The organism is Stenotrophomonas maltophilia group sp. Smal32 (genome assembly GCF_030237085.1).
Taxonomy (GTDB): domain Bacteria; phylum Pseudomonadota; class Gammaproteobacteria; order Xanthomonadales; family Xanthomonadaceae; genus Stenotrophomonas; species Stenotrophomonas maltophilia_Q.
Map to the genome: position 1 here is coordinate 1 of NZ_JASJSI010000049.1, position 14,183 is coordinate 14,183.

15 protein-coding genes are annotated in these 14,183 nt (G+C 67.1%); 9 read left to right on the forward strand and 6 right to left on the reverse strand.

What is annotated here, in order from left to right:
• The first annotated feature begins 163 nt into the window (after positions 1 to 163).
• The 4 genes from QRO91_RS13055 to QRO91_RS13070 all read left to right on the forward strand — a co-directional run bounded on the left by QRO91_RS13055 (position 164) and on the right by QRO91_RS13070 (position 3,482).
• The gene (locus QRO91_RS13055; protein WP_336621519.1) at positions 164 to 973 is read left to right on the forward strand and encodes a MurR/RpiR family transcriptional regulator; all 810 of its coding nucleotides are present in this window, start codon (positions 164 to 166) and stop codon (positions 971 to 973) included.
• Positions 974 to 988: 15 nt separating this feature from the next.
• Positions 989 to 1,750 carry a L,D-transpeptidase gene (locus QRO91_RS13060; protein ID WP_197650583.1) on the forward strand — a complete coding sequence of 254 codons (762 nt, stop codon included), beginning with the start codon at positions 989 to 991 and terminating at the stop codon, positions 1,748 to 1,750.
• Entirely contained in the window at positions 1,747 to 3,048 is a 1,302-nt protein-coding gene (locus QRO91_RS13065; protein ID WP_197633235.1) for an APC family permease, read from the forward strand. The genes QRO91_RS13060 and QRO91_RS13065 overlap by 4 nt, the downstream gene beginning before the upstream one ends.
• Positions 3,049 to 3,158: 110 nt before the next feature.
• Positions 3,159 to 3,482, forward strand: coding sequence for a hypothetical protein (locus QRO91_RS13070; RefSeq protein WP_197633236.1), 324 nt, complete (start codon positions 3,159 to 3,161; stop codon positions 3,480 to 3,482).
• A gap of 107 nt (positions 3,483 to 3,589) precedes the next feature.
• Here the strand turns inward: QRO91_RS13070 and yiaA are convergent, their stop codons facing one another.
• Positions 3,590 to 4,045, reverse strand: a complete 456-nt coding sequence (yiaA, locus tag QRO91_RS13075; RefSeq protein WP_049426932.1) for an inner membrane protein YiaA — start codon at positions 4,043 to 4,045, stop codon at positions 3,590 to 3,592.
• Between the two features lie 168 nt (positions 4,046 to 4,213).
• On the opposite strand from yiaA, the gene QRO91_RS13080 reads away from it, so the two are divergent.
• Positions 4,214 to 5,383: a PQQ-dependent sugar dehydrogenase gene (locus QRO91_RS13080; RefSeq protein WP_197650582.1), complete on the forward strand. Its 1,170-nt coding sequence runs from the start codon at positions 4,214 to 4,216 to the stop codon at positions 5,381 to 5,383.
• 46 nt (positions 5,384 to 5,429) lie between these two features.
• Here the strand turns inward: QRO91_RS13080 and QRO91_RS13085 are convergent, their stop codons facing one another.
• The 4 genes from QRO91_RS13085 to folB form a co-directional block, all read right to left on the reverse strand.
• Positions 5,430 to 5,975: a hypothetical protein gene (locus QRO91_RS13085; RefSeq protein ID WP_049426937.1), complete on the reverse strand. Its 546-nt coding sequence runs from the start codon at positions 5,973 to 5,975 to the stop codon at positions 5,430 to 5,432.
• A 113-nt stretch (positions 5,976 to 6,088) separates the two neighbouring features.
• Complete coding sequence (locus QRO91_RS13090; protein ID WP_049426939.1) at positions 6,089 to 8,263, reverse strand: glycoside hydrolase family 3 N-terminal domain-containing protein; 2,175 nt, start codon at positions 8,261 to 8,263, stop codon at positions 6,089 to 6,091.
• 128 nt (positions 8,264 to 8,391) lie between these two features.
• Positions 8,392 to 9,663 carry a mechanosensitive ion channel family protein gene (locus QRO91_RS13095; RefSeq protein WP_049426941.1) on the reverse strand — a complete coding sequence of 424 codons (1,272 nt, stop codon included), beginning with the start codon at positions 9,661 to 9,663 and terminating at the stop codon, positions 8,392 to 8,394.
• 71 nt (positions 9,664 to 9,734) lie between these two features.
• Positions 9,735 to 10,088, reverse strand: coding sequence for a dihydroneopterin aldolase (folB, locus tag QRO91_RS13100; RefSeq protein ID WP_049426942.1), 354 nt, complete (start codon positions 10,086 to 10,088; stop codon positions 9,735 to 9,737).
• Between the two features lie 365 nt (positions 10,089 to 10,453).
• Here folB and QRO91_RS13105 point away from each other — a divergent pair, with 365 nt between their 5' ends.
• A complete protein-coding gene (locus QRO91_RS13105) occupies positions 10,454 to 11,113 on the forward strand; it encodes a hypothetical protein (protein ID WP_049426944.1) in 660 nt (219 codons plus the stop codon).
• Positions 11,114 to 11,146: 33 nt separating this feature from the next.
• Here QRO91_RS13105 and tsaD read toward each other — a convergent pair whose 3' ends face one another.
• Positions 11,147 to 12,172 (reverse strand): tRNA (adenosine(37)-N6)-threonylcarbamoyltransferase complex transferase subunit TsaD, encoded by a 1,026-nt coding sequence (gene tsaD, locus QRO91_RS13110; RefSeq protein ID WP_049426946.1) that lies wholly within the window; start codon positions 12,170 to 12,172, stop codon positions 11,147 to 11,149.
• 166 nt (positions 12,173 to 12,338) lie between these two features.
• On the opposite strand from tsaD, the gene rpsU reads away from it, so the two are divergent.
• The 3 genes from rpsU to QRO91_RS13125 all read left to right on the forward strand — a co-directional run bounded on the left by rpsU (position 12,339) and on the right by QRO91_RS13125 (position 14,179).
• Positions 12,339 to 12,554: a 30S ribosomal protein S21 gene (gene rpsU / locus QRO91_RS13115; protein WP_002808376.1), complete on the forward strand. Its 216-nt coding sequence runs from the start codon at positions 12,339 to 12,341 to the stop codon at positions 12,552 to 12,554.
• Positions 12,555 to 12,687: 133 nt separating this feature from the next.
• Positions 12,688 to 13,131 carry a GatB/YqeY domain-containing protein gene (locus QRO91_RS13120; RefSeq protein ID WP_049426948.1) on the forward strand — a complete coding sequence of 148 codons (444 nt, stop codon included), beginning with the start codon at positions 12,688 to 12,690 and terminating at the stop codon, positions 13,129 to 13,131.
• A gap of 103 nt (positions 13,132 to 13,234) precedes the next feature.
• Entirely contained in the window at positions 13,235 to 14,179 is a 945-nt protein-coding gene (locus tag QRO91_RS13125) for a YihY/virulence factor BrkB family protein (RefSeq protein WP_049426949.1), read from the forward strand.
• Positions 14,180 to 14,183: the final 4 nt, after the last annotated feature.

Here is a 14,183-nt window from a genome sequence, read left to right on the forward strand (position 1 = left end):
CATCGGCGCTCGGCGCGTTGCTGCGACGCGGCAGGCCACAAAGGTCCAGTTATTCTTCGGAGATGTCGGGTTCGTTGGGTCTCAGCTGCGGAACGCGCCCACCAGGGGGAAAATCAGGGCCTATGGATTACTTAAGGTCCGGTTCGCCCTGAAAGCGATGGTTGTGGCTGAACTTCACCCGGCTGGACTGGGTGATCCCGAGCGCACGGGCCTGCTGGGGGGCCGAGTATCGTCCCAGCAGCTGGCCAGTGCGCTCGGCATCAGCCAGTCCAGCGTGGTGAAGTTCAGCCAGAAGCTCGGCTTCAAGGGCTACCCGGACCTGAAGTACTCGATCGGCCAGGATGTCGCCCGTGCTGGCGCCGATCCGCAGCAGGCACCCACCGAACCCGACAGCAGCGATGACTACCTGCGCCTGGGCGACGCCCTGCGTCGCAGCAAGGCGCAGGCCGAAGAGGAAACCCGCCAGGCGAACCCGCGCGAAGAGATCGAGCGCATCGTGCAGCTCCTCGACGGCGCGCCCAAACTGTTCGTCCATGGCCTGGGTGACGATGGCCTGTTCGCCCGCGAGTTCGCCATGCGGCTGTCGCTGCTCGGCCTGCTGGTGGTGCCGCACACCGACCCGATCCTGATGCTGGCCAACCTGTCGGCCGCGCGCCCCGGCGATGCGCTGCTGGTGTTCTCCGAATTCGGCAACCTGCCGCAGCTTTCGCAGCTGTCGCGCCAGTTCCAGGACATGGGTGGCAAGGTGATTTCCATTACCCGCCACACCGCCAACCCGCTCCGCGCGCATGCTGACGCAGCACTGGCGGTGTGTGCGCATGATCGCACGCCGCAGGTCGCGCAGCTGCTGTACCGTAGCGCCATGCATGCCCTGCTCGATTTCCTGTTCGTGCTGCTCTGCCACGCCAATCCGGACCGCCAGCAGCAGCTGGCGGTGAATCTGGAGCGGATCGACCACCTGCTGGATTCCTGACCGGAGCACCTGTTGATGAAATCGCTGGTCCGTCTCGCTACCGCTGCGCTGCTGCTTGCCGCAACGGTGTCCGTCCACGCCGCGCCGCTGGAGGGTGCGCGCCAGCTGATCGTGGTCACCAGCGATGGCTGGGACAGCACCCAGGGCCAGCTGCAGGCCTATGTGCGCGATGGCGAGGGCTGGCATGCGCATGGACGGGCGTTCCCGGTGGCGCTTGGCCGCACCGGCAGTGCCTGGGGCCTGGGCCTGCACCCGGCGCAGGCCGACGGCCCGCAGAAGCAGGAAGGCGATGGCCGCAGCCCGGCGGGCGTGTTCGCGCTCGGCAGCGCGTTCGGCTATGCGGTCACCCGCCCCGGCACCGCGATGGCCTACCAGCCGATGCTCGACAGCAGCTACTGCATGGATGTGCCTGCCTCGCCGTTCTACAACCGCATCGTCGACGCGAAGAAGGTCGGCAAGGCAGCCGTGGCAGGTTCCACCGAGCCGATGCGGCTGGATCTGCACAACAAGGGCGACGTCCGTTACCAGGAAGGCTTCGTCATCGCCCACAACCCGGACAACCAGCCTGGCAAGGGCAGCTGCATCTTCGCCCACCTGTGGCGGCAGCCCGGCGAGGCCACCGCCGGCTGCACCGCGATGCCGCAGGCGCGCATGCAGGCGCTGCTGGACTGGCTGCGGCCGCAGGATGCGCCTCGCTTCGTGCTGCTGCCGCGCGCCGAGTACGCGCGGCTGCAGGCGCAGTGGCAGCTGCCCGCGCTGGCCGGAGACACCCGTTGAGCACGCAGGACGAACCGCAGCTGCAGCGCGCGGTCAGCCGCTGGCAGATCGTCGGCCTGTCGATCAACGATGTGATCGGCAGCGGCATCTACCTGCTGCCGGCCGCCACCGTCGCCCTGCTCGGCCCCTTCAGCCTGTGGGGCGTGGTAGCCGCCGGCATCGTCGTGGCCCTGCTGGTGCTGTGCTACGCGCAGGCCGCCAGCTACTTCGATGAACCCGGCGGCAGCTACCTGTATGCCCGCGAGGCGTTCGGGCGCTTCGCGGGGTTCGAGATCGGCTGGATGATCTGGCTGACCCGCATCAGCTCGGCCGCTGCGCTCAGCAACGCGCTGGCCGATGCAGTTGCGCGTTTCTGGCCCTGGGCCGGTGCTGGCCTGGGCCGCGTCGCGGTGATCGTGGTGTCGCTGGGCTTCCTCACCGGCATCAACATCATCGGCGTGCGTTCGGCCGCGCGTACCGGCGTGGTGCTGGTGATCGGCAAGATGCTGCCGCTGCTGCTGTTCGTGGCCATCGGCGCGTTCTACATCGACCCGCAGCTGGCCTTCTCCGGCCAGCGCCCGGACCCGCATGACCTGCAACGCATGGGCGAGGCCGCGCTGCTGCTGCTGTACGCCTACGCCGGTTTCGAGAACATCCCTGCGGCCGCCGGCGAATACCGCAACCCGCGCCGCGATATTCCGTTCGCGCTGATCACCATGATCATCACCGTCACCGTCATCTACGGCGCGGTACAGGTGGTGGCACAGGGTACGCTGGCCGGCCTGGCCAGCTCGGCCACGCCGCTGGCAGATGCCGCCGCCGGCTTCGGTGGCGAAGCACTGGCGCTGATCCTGACTGTCGGTGCCACCATCTCCATCCTCGGCACCAACAGCAACACGATGATGATGGGCCCGCGCTTCCTGTTTGCGCTGGCCCGCGATGGCTACGGGCCGAAGATCCTGGCGCAGGTGCACCCACGCTTCCACACCCCGGCCGCGTCGATCCTGTGCCAGGGCCTGATCGCGCTCGGCCTGGCCCTGTCGGGTTCGTTCGTGCAGCTGGCGCTGCTGTCGATGACCACGCGCCTGTTCGCCTACATCGGTACGGCGGCTGCGGTGCTGGTGCTGGCCAAACGCTTCGCGGACCGGCCAGGTGCACTGAAACTACCCGGCGGCCCACTGATTCCGGTGCTGGCGCTGCTGCTGTGCCTTGCACTGTTCGCCAGTGCCAGCTGGCAGAACATCGCCGCCGCACTGGTGGCGTTTGCCATCGGCGCGGTGATCTACAAGCTGCCGCGCAAGGATGCCGACGCCGCGTGACCGGTAGCGCCGGGCCATGCCCGGCGGATTGATCTGGCGATCACGCTGCCGGACCGGGCCGTTAACCGCCACGCAGGCACGATCAGGCTTCGTCCACAACGGAGCCTTCCATGACCGAGTACCAGATCCCCGGCCGCGTACCGGACGACAGCACGCCGCGCGACGCGGTCAGCAACTACTGGCGCGAACGCTATACGTCCGAGCCCTACTACGACGACCAGCTGTTCTTCGAGGACTACGAACCGGCCTACCGCATCGGCCATGCGGCCCGCGCACAGGACATGATCCGCGCCTACGAACAGGTCGAAGCCGAGCTGGAATCACGCTGGGCCAATGAACGTGGCCGCAGCCGGCTGGAATGGGCCCAGGCGCGCGGCGCTGTGCGCCGTGGCTGGGAAGATGCACAGCTGGCGGACCCGCGGTTGAAGCGATAACGCCAGGCTTCTGTAGAGCCGAGCCCGTGCTCCGCTCTCGCACCACGTCTGTAGAGTCGAGCCATGCTCGACTGAGCCGAGCATGGCTCGGCTCTACACCGGGTCGATCACTCCTGTTCCGGCAGCGGTGGCACGACCGCGCTGCGCTTGCTCTCACCACCACCTGCAGCGATGAGGTCGCGGGTGTTCTTCTGCACCGCCACAGCGCCGAACAGCGACAGCGCATACGCCATGCCGTAGAAGCCCTTCTCGCTTGATGCCAGGGTGGCATTCCACAGCCCAACAAGCAGCAGCATCAGCGCCGACAGCAGCGCAAACCAGCACAGCGCGTAGTACAGCGCGCTCACCGGAATACCCTCGACGCGGTCACGCACACTCTTCTGCAGCGACACCGCCGCGAACAGGCCGAACAGCAGCAGGGTCAGGTAGTAGCCCTTTTCGTTGAGCGCCATCGTGGCGGCGTTGAACAGGCCGATCAGGTAGGCCGCCGCGCCCAGCAGCAGGGCCACCCACGAGGCGGCGATGAAGGCGGTGGACGGCTTGTGGGGCATGGCAGTGTTCATTGCAGATCCTTGCAGTCAGGCGGGCTTGCTTTGCCCGGGCGTGGACACCCTAGACCATTCGCGCGTCAGCGCACAGGGGGAAAAAGGACCTTCGGGCCACGACCGTCACCGCTCCAGTGGTATACAAGGGACAGCCCGGCCATCCGCATCCCCGCCCTGGAGATACCCATGACCCGCATGCCCCTGCTGCTCGCCTTCGGCCTGGTGCCGATCCTCGCCACCTCCGCCTGCAATGCCGCCGACCCGGCCGCCAATGGCGCCCAGGCCGCCGCCCCCGCAGCCTCTACCGCGGCCGACCAGCGCCCGTTCACCGCTGCCGAGGTCAGCCGTTTCGACCAACCGTGGGCGATGACCTTCCTGCCTGACGGCGGCCTGCTGGTCACCGAAAAGCGTGGCAAGCTGCAGCATCTGGACCTGGCCAGCGGCCAGAAGCATGAGATCACCGGCGTTCCGAAGGTCGCTTACGGTGGCCAGGGTGGCTTTGGCGACATCATCCTGCACCCTGATTTCGCCCGGAATCATGTCGTTTACGTCAGTTACGCCGAGGAAGGCACGCTGGACACCCGCGGTGCGGCCGTGGCCCGTGCCACGCTGGCGCTGGATGACGACGGTGCCGGTCAACTGAAGGACCTGAAGGTGATCTGGCGGCAAAGCCCCAAGGTCAGCGGTGAAGGCCACTACGGCCATCGCCTTGCCTTCGGCCCGGACGGCAAGCTGTGGATCAGCTCCAGCGAGCGGCAGAAGTTCGACCCGGCGCAGGACATGGGCAGCAACCTCGGCAAGATCGTCCGCCTCAACGACGATGGCAGCCTGCCCGCCGACAACCCGTTCGCCTCCCAGGGCGGCGTGGCCGCGCAGATCTGGTCGCTGGGCCACCGCAACATCCTCGGCATGGCCTTCGACGCCAACGGCAAGCTGTGGGCGCATGAAATGGGCCCGGCTGGCGGCGACGAACTGAACCTGATCGTGCGCGGCGCCAACTACGGCTACCCGATCGTCTCCAACGGCGACCACTACGACGGGCGCCCGATTCCCGACCACGACACCCGCCCGGAATTCGCTGCACCCAAGGTGACCTGGACGCCGGTGATCTCGCCGGCCGGCTTCGTGATCTACAGCGGCAGCCTGTTCCCACAGTGGAAGGGCAGCGGCTTCATCGGTGGGCTGTCGTCGACCTCGCTGGTACGCGTAGCGTTCGACGGCGACAGCGCGCGCGAGACCGAACGCTTCAACATGGGCGAGCGCATCCGCGAAGTGGAACAGGGCCCGGATGGCGCATTGTGGCTGCTGGAAGACGGCAGCAAGGCACGCCTGTTGAAGCTGACGCCGAAGGCCTGATCGGCACATTTTCCCGGGACGGCCCCGCATGCGGGGCCGCTTCCGTTTACTGGATGGTGATGACCTTCACCTCGGTCTTCTTGCAGGCCTGGTCCAGGCACTGCCCGTTCAACCACACCTGTCCATCGCCGATCATCACGCCCTGCTGGTTGACGAAGACCTTGCCGAAGTCCTGTTCGGACACCGCCTTGACCACCGCCGGTGTGATGATCTTCTCGTAGTTGCGCTGGAACTCGCCCGGGCCGGTGATCTTCTTTCCATCCGCGATGTTCAGCGGGAAGCGCACTTCCTCCACCACGGCAGCACGATCACCACCGACCACGGCGGTCCTGAACGCGTTGAACACCTTTTCGTACTGCGCCGCATCACCAAGCAGCGTTTCGATGCGTGCGCGTGCGTCTTCCGCGGGCGCATCCGCTTCGGGTGCGGCCGGTGCAGCGGCGGCGGGCTCAGCGGTGGATGCCGCAGGCGTTGCCGGGGCGCTGGCCTCCATCGGCGGCGGTGCATCCGCGGCGGGCTCGGCCGGTGGTGCCGCCGGCTGCGAACAGGCCGCCAGCAACAGGGCGGGAATCAGATAAGCCATCCAGCGCATGCGCGCACTCCATCGAAACAGGGAGCCCGATGGTAGCGCCGGGGCACGCCCGGCGTGTTCGTGCAATGTGAGCGCAGCAACGCCGGGCATGGCCCGGCGCTGCCATTCCGCGATCAACCCTTCAGCAGCTCGAACTGCACGGCTTCGCCGGCCGCCGACGAGGCGCAGACCCACAGGTCAAACTGACCCGGTTCCGCGCGCAGCACACCGTCGCGGCCGGTGAACGCCAGCTGTTCACGGGTCAGGGTGAACACCACTTCGGCCGACTCGCCCGGCTGCAGTGCCACCTTGCGGAAGTCCTTCAGTTCGCGCACCGGGCGCACGCGGCTGGCCACGCGGTCGTGGATGTACAACTGCACCACTTCCTCGCCGGCCACGCGGCCGGTATTGGTCAGCACGGTGGTGATGGTCAGGGTGTCGTCCCAGCCGAGCTGTGCCGTGCTCAGCTGCGGCACGCCGTAAGCGAAGGTGGTGTAGCCGATGCCATGGCCGAACGGGTACAGCGGTTCGTTCGGGATCTCGCGCCAGCGCGCCTTGAACTCCGACATGGTCGGCAGTTCCGGGCGGCCGGTACGCGGATGGTTGTAGAAATACGGCTGCTGGCCGGACACCTGCGGGAAGCTGACCGGCAGGCGCGCGGACGGGCTGTAATCACCGAACAGCACATCGGCCACGGCATGGCCGGTCTGCGTGCCCAGGTACCAGGTGACCGCCACGGCATGCGCGTTGCGCACCGCGCCCTGCAGCGCCAGCGCGCGGCCATTGCGCAGCAGCACCACCAGCGGTTTGCCGGTCATCGCCACCGCTTCGGCCAGCGCCTGCTGTGCCGGCGGCAGAGTGATCTCCACGCGCGACTGCGCTTCGCCGCTGTAACGCTGCGGTTCGCCCAGTGCCAGCACCACCACGTCGGCACGCAGCGCGGCGGCAACGGCCGCTTCGGTGCCGCCCGGAATCGCGGTTTCCAGATCACAGCCGGGCACGATCTCCAGCAGCGAGGCATCGCCGATGGCGGCGCGCACGCCGGTTTCCAGGTCCACATAGCGCTGCTTGTCACCGAACAGCGTCCAGCAGCCTTCGATGTTCTCGCGGTCCTGCACGAACGGGCCGATCAGTGCGATCTTCTGCCCGGTCTTCTGCAGCGGGAGCACGTTGTCGCGGTTGTTCAGCAGCACGATCGAGCGGCGCGCGGCATCACGCGACAGGTCGTCATGCGCGGCGATGTGCGAGGTATCGGCTTCGCGCGCCGGGTCCAGCGAACGGTACGGGTCGTCGAACAGGCCGATGGTTTCCTTCAGCCACAGGATGCGGCGGACGCCTTCATCCAGCACCGCCATCGGCACCTCGCCGCTCTCGACCAGGCCCGGCAGGTGCTCGGCGTAGAAGCCGCTCTGCATGCTCAGGTCGAGGCCGGCGGTGAACGCCTTGGCGGTGGCATCGCGGTCGTCGGCGGCATAGCCGTGGGCGACCAGTTCCATGTCGGCGGTGTAGTCGGAGATCACCACGCCCGGGAACTTCCACTCACCGCGCAGGATGTCGGTCAGCAGTTCGGCATTGGCGCTGGCCGGCACGCCGTTGATGTCGTTGAACGAAGACATCACGGTGATCGCGCCGGCGTCGAAGGCGGCCTTGAACGGCGGCAGGTGCACGTCGCGCAGGGTCTGCGGCGAGATGTCCACCATGTTGTATTCCATGCCGGCCATCACCGCGCCATAGGCGGCGAAATGCTTGGGCGTGGCCAGCAGCGAATCGGCCGCGCGCAGGTCGCTGCCCTGGAAGCCGCGCACGCGGGCGGCGGCGAACGCACAGCCCAGCACCACGTCCTCACCGGCACCTTCGGCGCCACGGCCCCAGCGCTGGTCGCGGGCGATATCCACGGCCGGTGCGTAGGTCCAGTGCAGGCCGGCGGCGGTGGCCTCGATGGCAGTGGCACGCGCAGTGCGCTCGGCCAGGTCCGGCTCGAAGCTGGCGGCCTCGCCCAGCGGAATCGGGAACACGGTGCGCATGCCGTGGATGACGTCGGCGGCCAGGATCACCGGGATGCCCAGGCGGCTTTCCTCGGTGGCGACCTGCTGGATGCGGCGGCCCAGCTCGGCGCCGACACCATTGAACAGCGAGCCGACCTTGCCCTCGCGCACCTGCTGCAGCACCTGGTCGGCATTGCGCACGTTGGCTTCCGGGTTCACGTCCGGGGCGAACGGGCGGACCATGTCCGCGAAGACACCCAGCTGGCCGACCTTTTCCTCGACGGTCATCTGGGCAATGAGGGATTCGATGCGATCGGAGGCCACCAGCAGTCCTTGATGAAAACGTTTACAAGCCCGGCATTCTAGCGATCCCGAGCCATTTGGCGAGAGGTTTCGTCATTCAGTTTCAGGCTCCAGCCGGATCCGTACGGTCCGGCTGGAGGCATCGCAGCTTACTCCGAGCCGGCCAGCTGGCGCTGCCCGGCCATCAACATGGCGTCGCTGGAGGCCTGGAACACGCGCAGGCCGAAGGCCGGCAGGATCGCCAGCAGGTGGTCGAAGATGTCCGACTGCACCGCCTCGTACTCGCCCCAGGCGGTGCTGCGGGTGAAGCAGTACAGCTCCAGCGGCAGGCCCTCGGTGGTCGGCTGCAGCTGCCGCACCAGCAGGGTCATGTCGGTATGGATGCCCGGGTGGCTGCGCAGGTAGCGCTCGACGTAGGCACGGAAGGTGCCCAGGTTGGTCACCCGGCGGCTGTTGACCTCGGCCACGCCCTGCTCGCGCAGGCGCCCGTTCCACTGCCCCAGCTCCTGTTCCTTCTCGCGCAGGTAGTCGCGCAGCAGCGCGAACTGGCCGAGGAAGGCCAGGTCGCCCTCATCCAGGAAGCCGACGCTGTGCTGGTCCAGGTACAGCGCGCGCTTGATGCGGCGGCCACCGGCTTCCTGCATGCCGCGCCAGTTCTTGAACGACTCGGTCACAAGCTTCTTGGTCGGGATGGTGGTGATGGTCTTGTCGAAGTTCTGCACGGTGACGGTGTGCAGCGCGATGTCGATGACATCGCCATCGGCGTTCTGGCTGGGCATCTCGATCCAGTCGCCGATGCGCACGCGGCCATCGCCGCTGATCTGCACGCTGGCCACCAGCGACAGGATGGTGTCCTGGAAGATCAGCATCAGCACTGCGGTGGCCGCGCCAAGGCCGGTGACAAGATAGCGCAGGTCGACGCCGGCCAGGGTGGCAACGATCGACAGGCCGGCGATCACGAAGATGACGATCTTGGCGACCTGCAGATAGCCCTTGATCGGCTTGTTGCGTGCCTCGGGGCGACGTTCGTACAGGTCGTTGGCCGCATCCAGCGCATGCGAGATGGCCAGCACCACGGTCAGGATCGCCCACGCCTGGCAGGCGCCGATGATGAAGCCCACCAGCCCTGGCGGCAGGTCCGGCACGATGCGGATGCCCGAGGCGATCACCTGGCTGGGCACCACATTGGACAGACGCGAGATCACCCGCATCAGGTGGCTGCCACGGCCGGTGTCAGCGCCCGGCAGGCGGCTGAGCAGGCGTCGCAGCCCGCGCAGCAGGATGCGCTTGGTCACCCAGTTGGCCAGGCCGGCGGCGATCAGCAGCGCCGAGATCATCAACGCCAGGTAGGCGCCGGGATAGGGTTCCAGTGTGTTCTGCAGCTTTTCCAGCCACTGTACCGCCACCACCGCATCCACCATCAGTTGTCTCCTGTCTGTTCCGTTGTTGCCAAGGTTGCCAGCCAGCGGCCGGCACTACCGGGGTTACCGGGTCATTCCCGCGTACGCTCGATGATCACGCCCACCGCGCGCGCGCCGCGCACCGCACCGGGCTTGCTCAGCTTCAGGCGCAGCCACTTCACGTCGAATTCGGTCAGCACGATCTGCGCGCAGCGCTCGGCCAGTGTCTCGACCAGGCCGAACTCCGACTCGCGCACGAACTGCTCCAGGCGCTTGCTCACCGCCTTGTAGTTCAGGGTGTGGGCGATGTCGTCGGTGGCCGCGGGGCGACGGTTGTCGAAGCCCATTTCCAGGTCAAACACCAGGTCCTGGCGGATCCGTCGCTCCCAATCGTAGATGCCGATCAGGGCATCGATCGTCAGCCCCTCGATGAAAACCTTGTCCATTGCGGTTACCAGCGCCAATACAGGCGACCATGGTAACGGCACGGCAGTGACCCTGCCCGGAACGGGCGACGGGTGGCCGGCACGGGGCGGGCCCGGAAAAAAACAAAGGGCCCCGCTAGCAGGGCCCTTTGGTACTACCGTTTGTCCCCGGGGGGAGCTGTTGAACAGCCGCGAGTCCCGGTGGCGCAGGCACGCAGAGTAGGTAAGGACCAGATCGTCGGTCAAGGCCAATTCCGACAGGCAAGCTCAGGTATTCGTCCGAGGCGAAACACAGAGAATCGGCCGCACGGACAACGACGTTCCCTTATGGTTGTTGCCCGCCTGACTGGCCAACATCGACACATTCTTCACCACCGCACATCACGATGGCTTCATACGATGCACTGCGGCGCGCGTTGTCAGCGGAGCGTCTGTCCACTTACGAGAGAATCGCATCGACCTGCGGCCCCGACGTCACAGCCGAATCCCTCTACCTCTGGAACATGCGGCTGTGCGGTGCACTGATGATGCCGGTCCATCTATGCGAGGTGGTCACCCGCAACGCCGCGGCAATGGTTCTTGTTCGGCAGCACGGTCCACGTTGGCCCTGGAATGATGCCTTTAGACGCAGGCTGCCAACTTCGTCCAGTACTTCTCCACGCACGGCACTGGAACAACTTGCCAGTCGCGTAAGCGATACACCAGAAATCGTCGCCAACCTGCCCATGGTGTTCTGGCAGCAGCTGTTCACATGTCGCTTCGATTCCACGCTGTGGATACCGGCACTCAGCGGAGTCCTGCGCCATGCGCCTTGCGCCCACCCCAGTGTCATCCGGAAAGCCATCCACGCGGATATTGGCCGCATCCGCCACCTGCGCAACCGCATCGCCCATCACGAGCCCATCCTCGAGCGCGACATCGGCGCCGATCTGGCCGCGATCGGGCGGCTGATCCACGCCCGCTGCCCGCACACCCTGGGCTGGCTGCAGCGCCATGAGCGGGCGACGACCGTGCTGGCGGCGTCGCCGTTGGCAGGGCGTCGGTAATACGTCCGCCGGGCGTGGCCCGGCGCCGCTGGTTCACACCGCTGGCAGGGTCGCCATGTCCCAGCGCGGGGTCACGTCCACCTTCGGCGGGCTGTGCTGGCCGGCCTGCAGGCGCAGGGCGCCGGCGAAGGCGATCATCGCGCCGTTGTCGGTGCACAGTGCCGGCCGCGGGAAGCAGGCGCGGCCACCCAGGCGCTCGGCCATCTGCTGCAGACGGGCGCGCAGGCGCTTGTTCGCGCCCACGCCGCCGGCCACCACGATCACGTTGGTGCCGGCCGCTTCCAGCGCGCGCTCACACTTGATCGACAGGGTCTCGACCACGGCATCTTCAAAGCCACGGGCGATGTCGGCGCGGGTCTGCTCGCTCTGGTCGCTGTCGCGCCAGGCCATCAGGACCTGGGTCTTCAGGCCGGAGAAGCTGAAATCCAGCCCAGGGCGGTCGGTCATCGGCCGCGCGAAGCGGTACGCGCCCGGCGTCCCCTGCTCGGCCAGCCTGGCCAGCTGGGGGCCGCCCGGGTACGGCAGGCCCATCAGCTTGGCGGTCTTGTCGAAGGCCTCGCCGGCCGCATCGTCCAGGGTCTCGCCCAGCAGGCGGTACTGGCCGATGGCATCCACGGCCACCAGCTGGGTATGGCCGCCGGACACCAGCAGCGCCACGAACGGCGCTTCCGGCGGATCGTCTTCCATCAGCGGGGCCAGCAGATGGCCTTCCATATGGTGGACGCCCACCGCCGGCACCTCCAGCGCCCAGGCCAGCGAGCGCGCCACGCCGGCGCCCACCAGCAGGGCGCCGACCAGGCCGGGGCCCGCGGTATAGGCCACGCCGTCGATGTCGCCCACGCCCAGCCCGGCCTCGGCCAGGGTCTGCCGCACCAGCGGCAGCAGCTTGCGGACATGGTCGCGGCTGGCCAGCTCGGGCACCACACCGCCGTACTCGGCGTGCAGGGCGATCTGGCTGTAGACCGCATGGGCGCGCAGGGCCGCGCTGCCGGCCAGGTCGGTGTCATACACCGCCACGCCGGTCTCATCACAGGAAGATTCGATGCCAAGGACTCGCATGCCTGCTATTATGACGCCCCTGCCGCCCCCTCGGGGGATGTGCAGATCTCACTGCTTTCGAACTTCCGGCCCGTATTCAGGGTTGCCCGCTTGCAGTTTGTCTATTCGCCGCTATAATGTGCGGCTCGCCGGGCGTGACCCGGTTCTACTGTGTCCCGGAGATTCCATGCCCAGCGTCAAAGTCCGCGAGAACGAGCCCTTCGAGTTTGCTCTTCGCCGCTTCAAGCGCACTTGCGAAAAGGCCGGTGTGCTGGCCGAAACCCGCAAGCGCGAGTTCTACGAAAAGCCGACCCAGGAGCGCAAGCGCAAGGCCGCCGCTGCTGTGAAGCGTCAGCTGCGCCGCTCGTCGCGCGACGTCACCAAGCGTCAGCGCCTGTACTGATCGGACGCATCTTCATTGCGGCGGGCTTGCCTGTCGCGATGGAGCCGAAGCCGGCACGCGCGAGCGTCGCCGGCTTTTTGCGTTTCCGGGTTCGGGCATCCGCCCCGCCCCACCTACCACCACGAGGTTCCTCATGAGCATGAAGCAGCAGCTCACCGACGACATGAAGGCCGCCATGAAGGCGGGCGAGAAGCACAAGCTGGGCGTGATCCGCCTGATCAACGCCGCCATCAAGCAGCGCGAAGTGGACGAGCGCATCGAGCTGGACGATACCGCCGTGATCGCCGTGCTCGACAAGATGGTCAAGCAGCGCAAGGACTCGGTCAGCCAGTTCGAAGCCGCCAACCGTGAAGACCTGGCCGAGATCGAGCGCGCCGAGATCGTGGTCATCGAAGCCTACCTGCCGGCCAAGATGGGCGAAGCCGAGATCGTGGCCGCCATCCAGGCCGCCATCGCCGAGACCGGTGCTTCCGGCCCGGCTGACATGGGCAAGCTGATGGGTGCGCTGAAGCCCAAGCTCGCCGGCCAGGCGGACATGGGCCTGGTGTCCAAGCTGGTCAAGCAGCTGCTGGCGTAAGCCATTGCCGGGGTCGGATCCCTTTCGCATCGCGGAAGGGCTCTGACTCCATTGATGCACCCGCTTCACCGCTCCTTCGACCGCCGGCTGTTACAACACCCCCATGGTCGAGCAATCCAACGCCCCCACCGACACGCGTCCCCACGGCATCCCCGCACGGCTTCGCCACTATGCTGACCGCCTGCAGGACAGCTTCCCGATGGCGGTCGCCAAGCGCTTCGTCGAAATCGACGTGCTGACCCAGGCCGCCTCGGTCTCCTTCTACGCCCTGCTGTCGATGGCACCGCTGCTGGTGCTGCTGCTGTGGCTGACTGCCTCGCTGTACCCGCCAGCACAACAGACGTTGATCAGCCAGATCGGTTCAGTGGCCGGCAGCAGCGTGGCCAGCGTCGCCGACACCGTGCTGCACAACGCCAACAGCCAGCCCAGCGTGGGTTCGCTGGCCGGGCTGTGGAGCACGCTGCTGCTGTTCGTGGGTGCCACCGCCGTGTTCGCCCAGCTGCAGAACGCGCTGAACCGGATCTTCCACACCAGCGGCCAGCGTCTGGAAGGCATCAAGGCCTGGCTGCGCAAACGCGTGTTCTCCTTCGGCGTGGTGCTGGCACTGGGCTTCCTGCTGATCCTGTCGATGACTGCCACCACTGCGCTGCAAGTGGTGTTCGCACAGCTGCCCTCGGTGCTACCGGCGATCGGCTACCTGACCTCGCTGCTGCTGTACACGCTGGCCTTCGCCTTCCTCTACCACTACCTGCCGGACCGCCGCGTGGCCTGGCGCCAGGCCTTCATCGGCGGTGCCATCACCTCGGTGCTGTTCACCCTGGGCCGCTACGGCATCGGCGTCTACATCGCCACCGTGGCCCCGGGCAGCGCCTACGGCTCGATGGGCGCGCTGGTGATCGCGCTGGTGTGGATCTACTACGCCACCGCCGTGTTCTTCGTCGGTGCGTTGATGACCGCGGTGATCGACGAACGCCTGCATGCGCGGGCGCAGCTGGCCAAGGCCGGGGTCGATGCGGAACAGGCAGGCCCGCAGGTCACCAGCGAGTAAACTA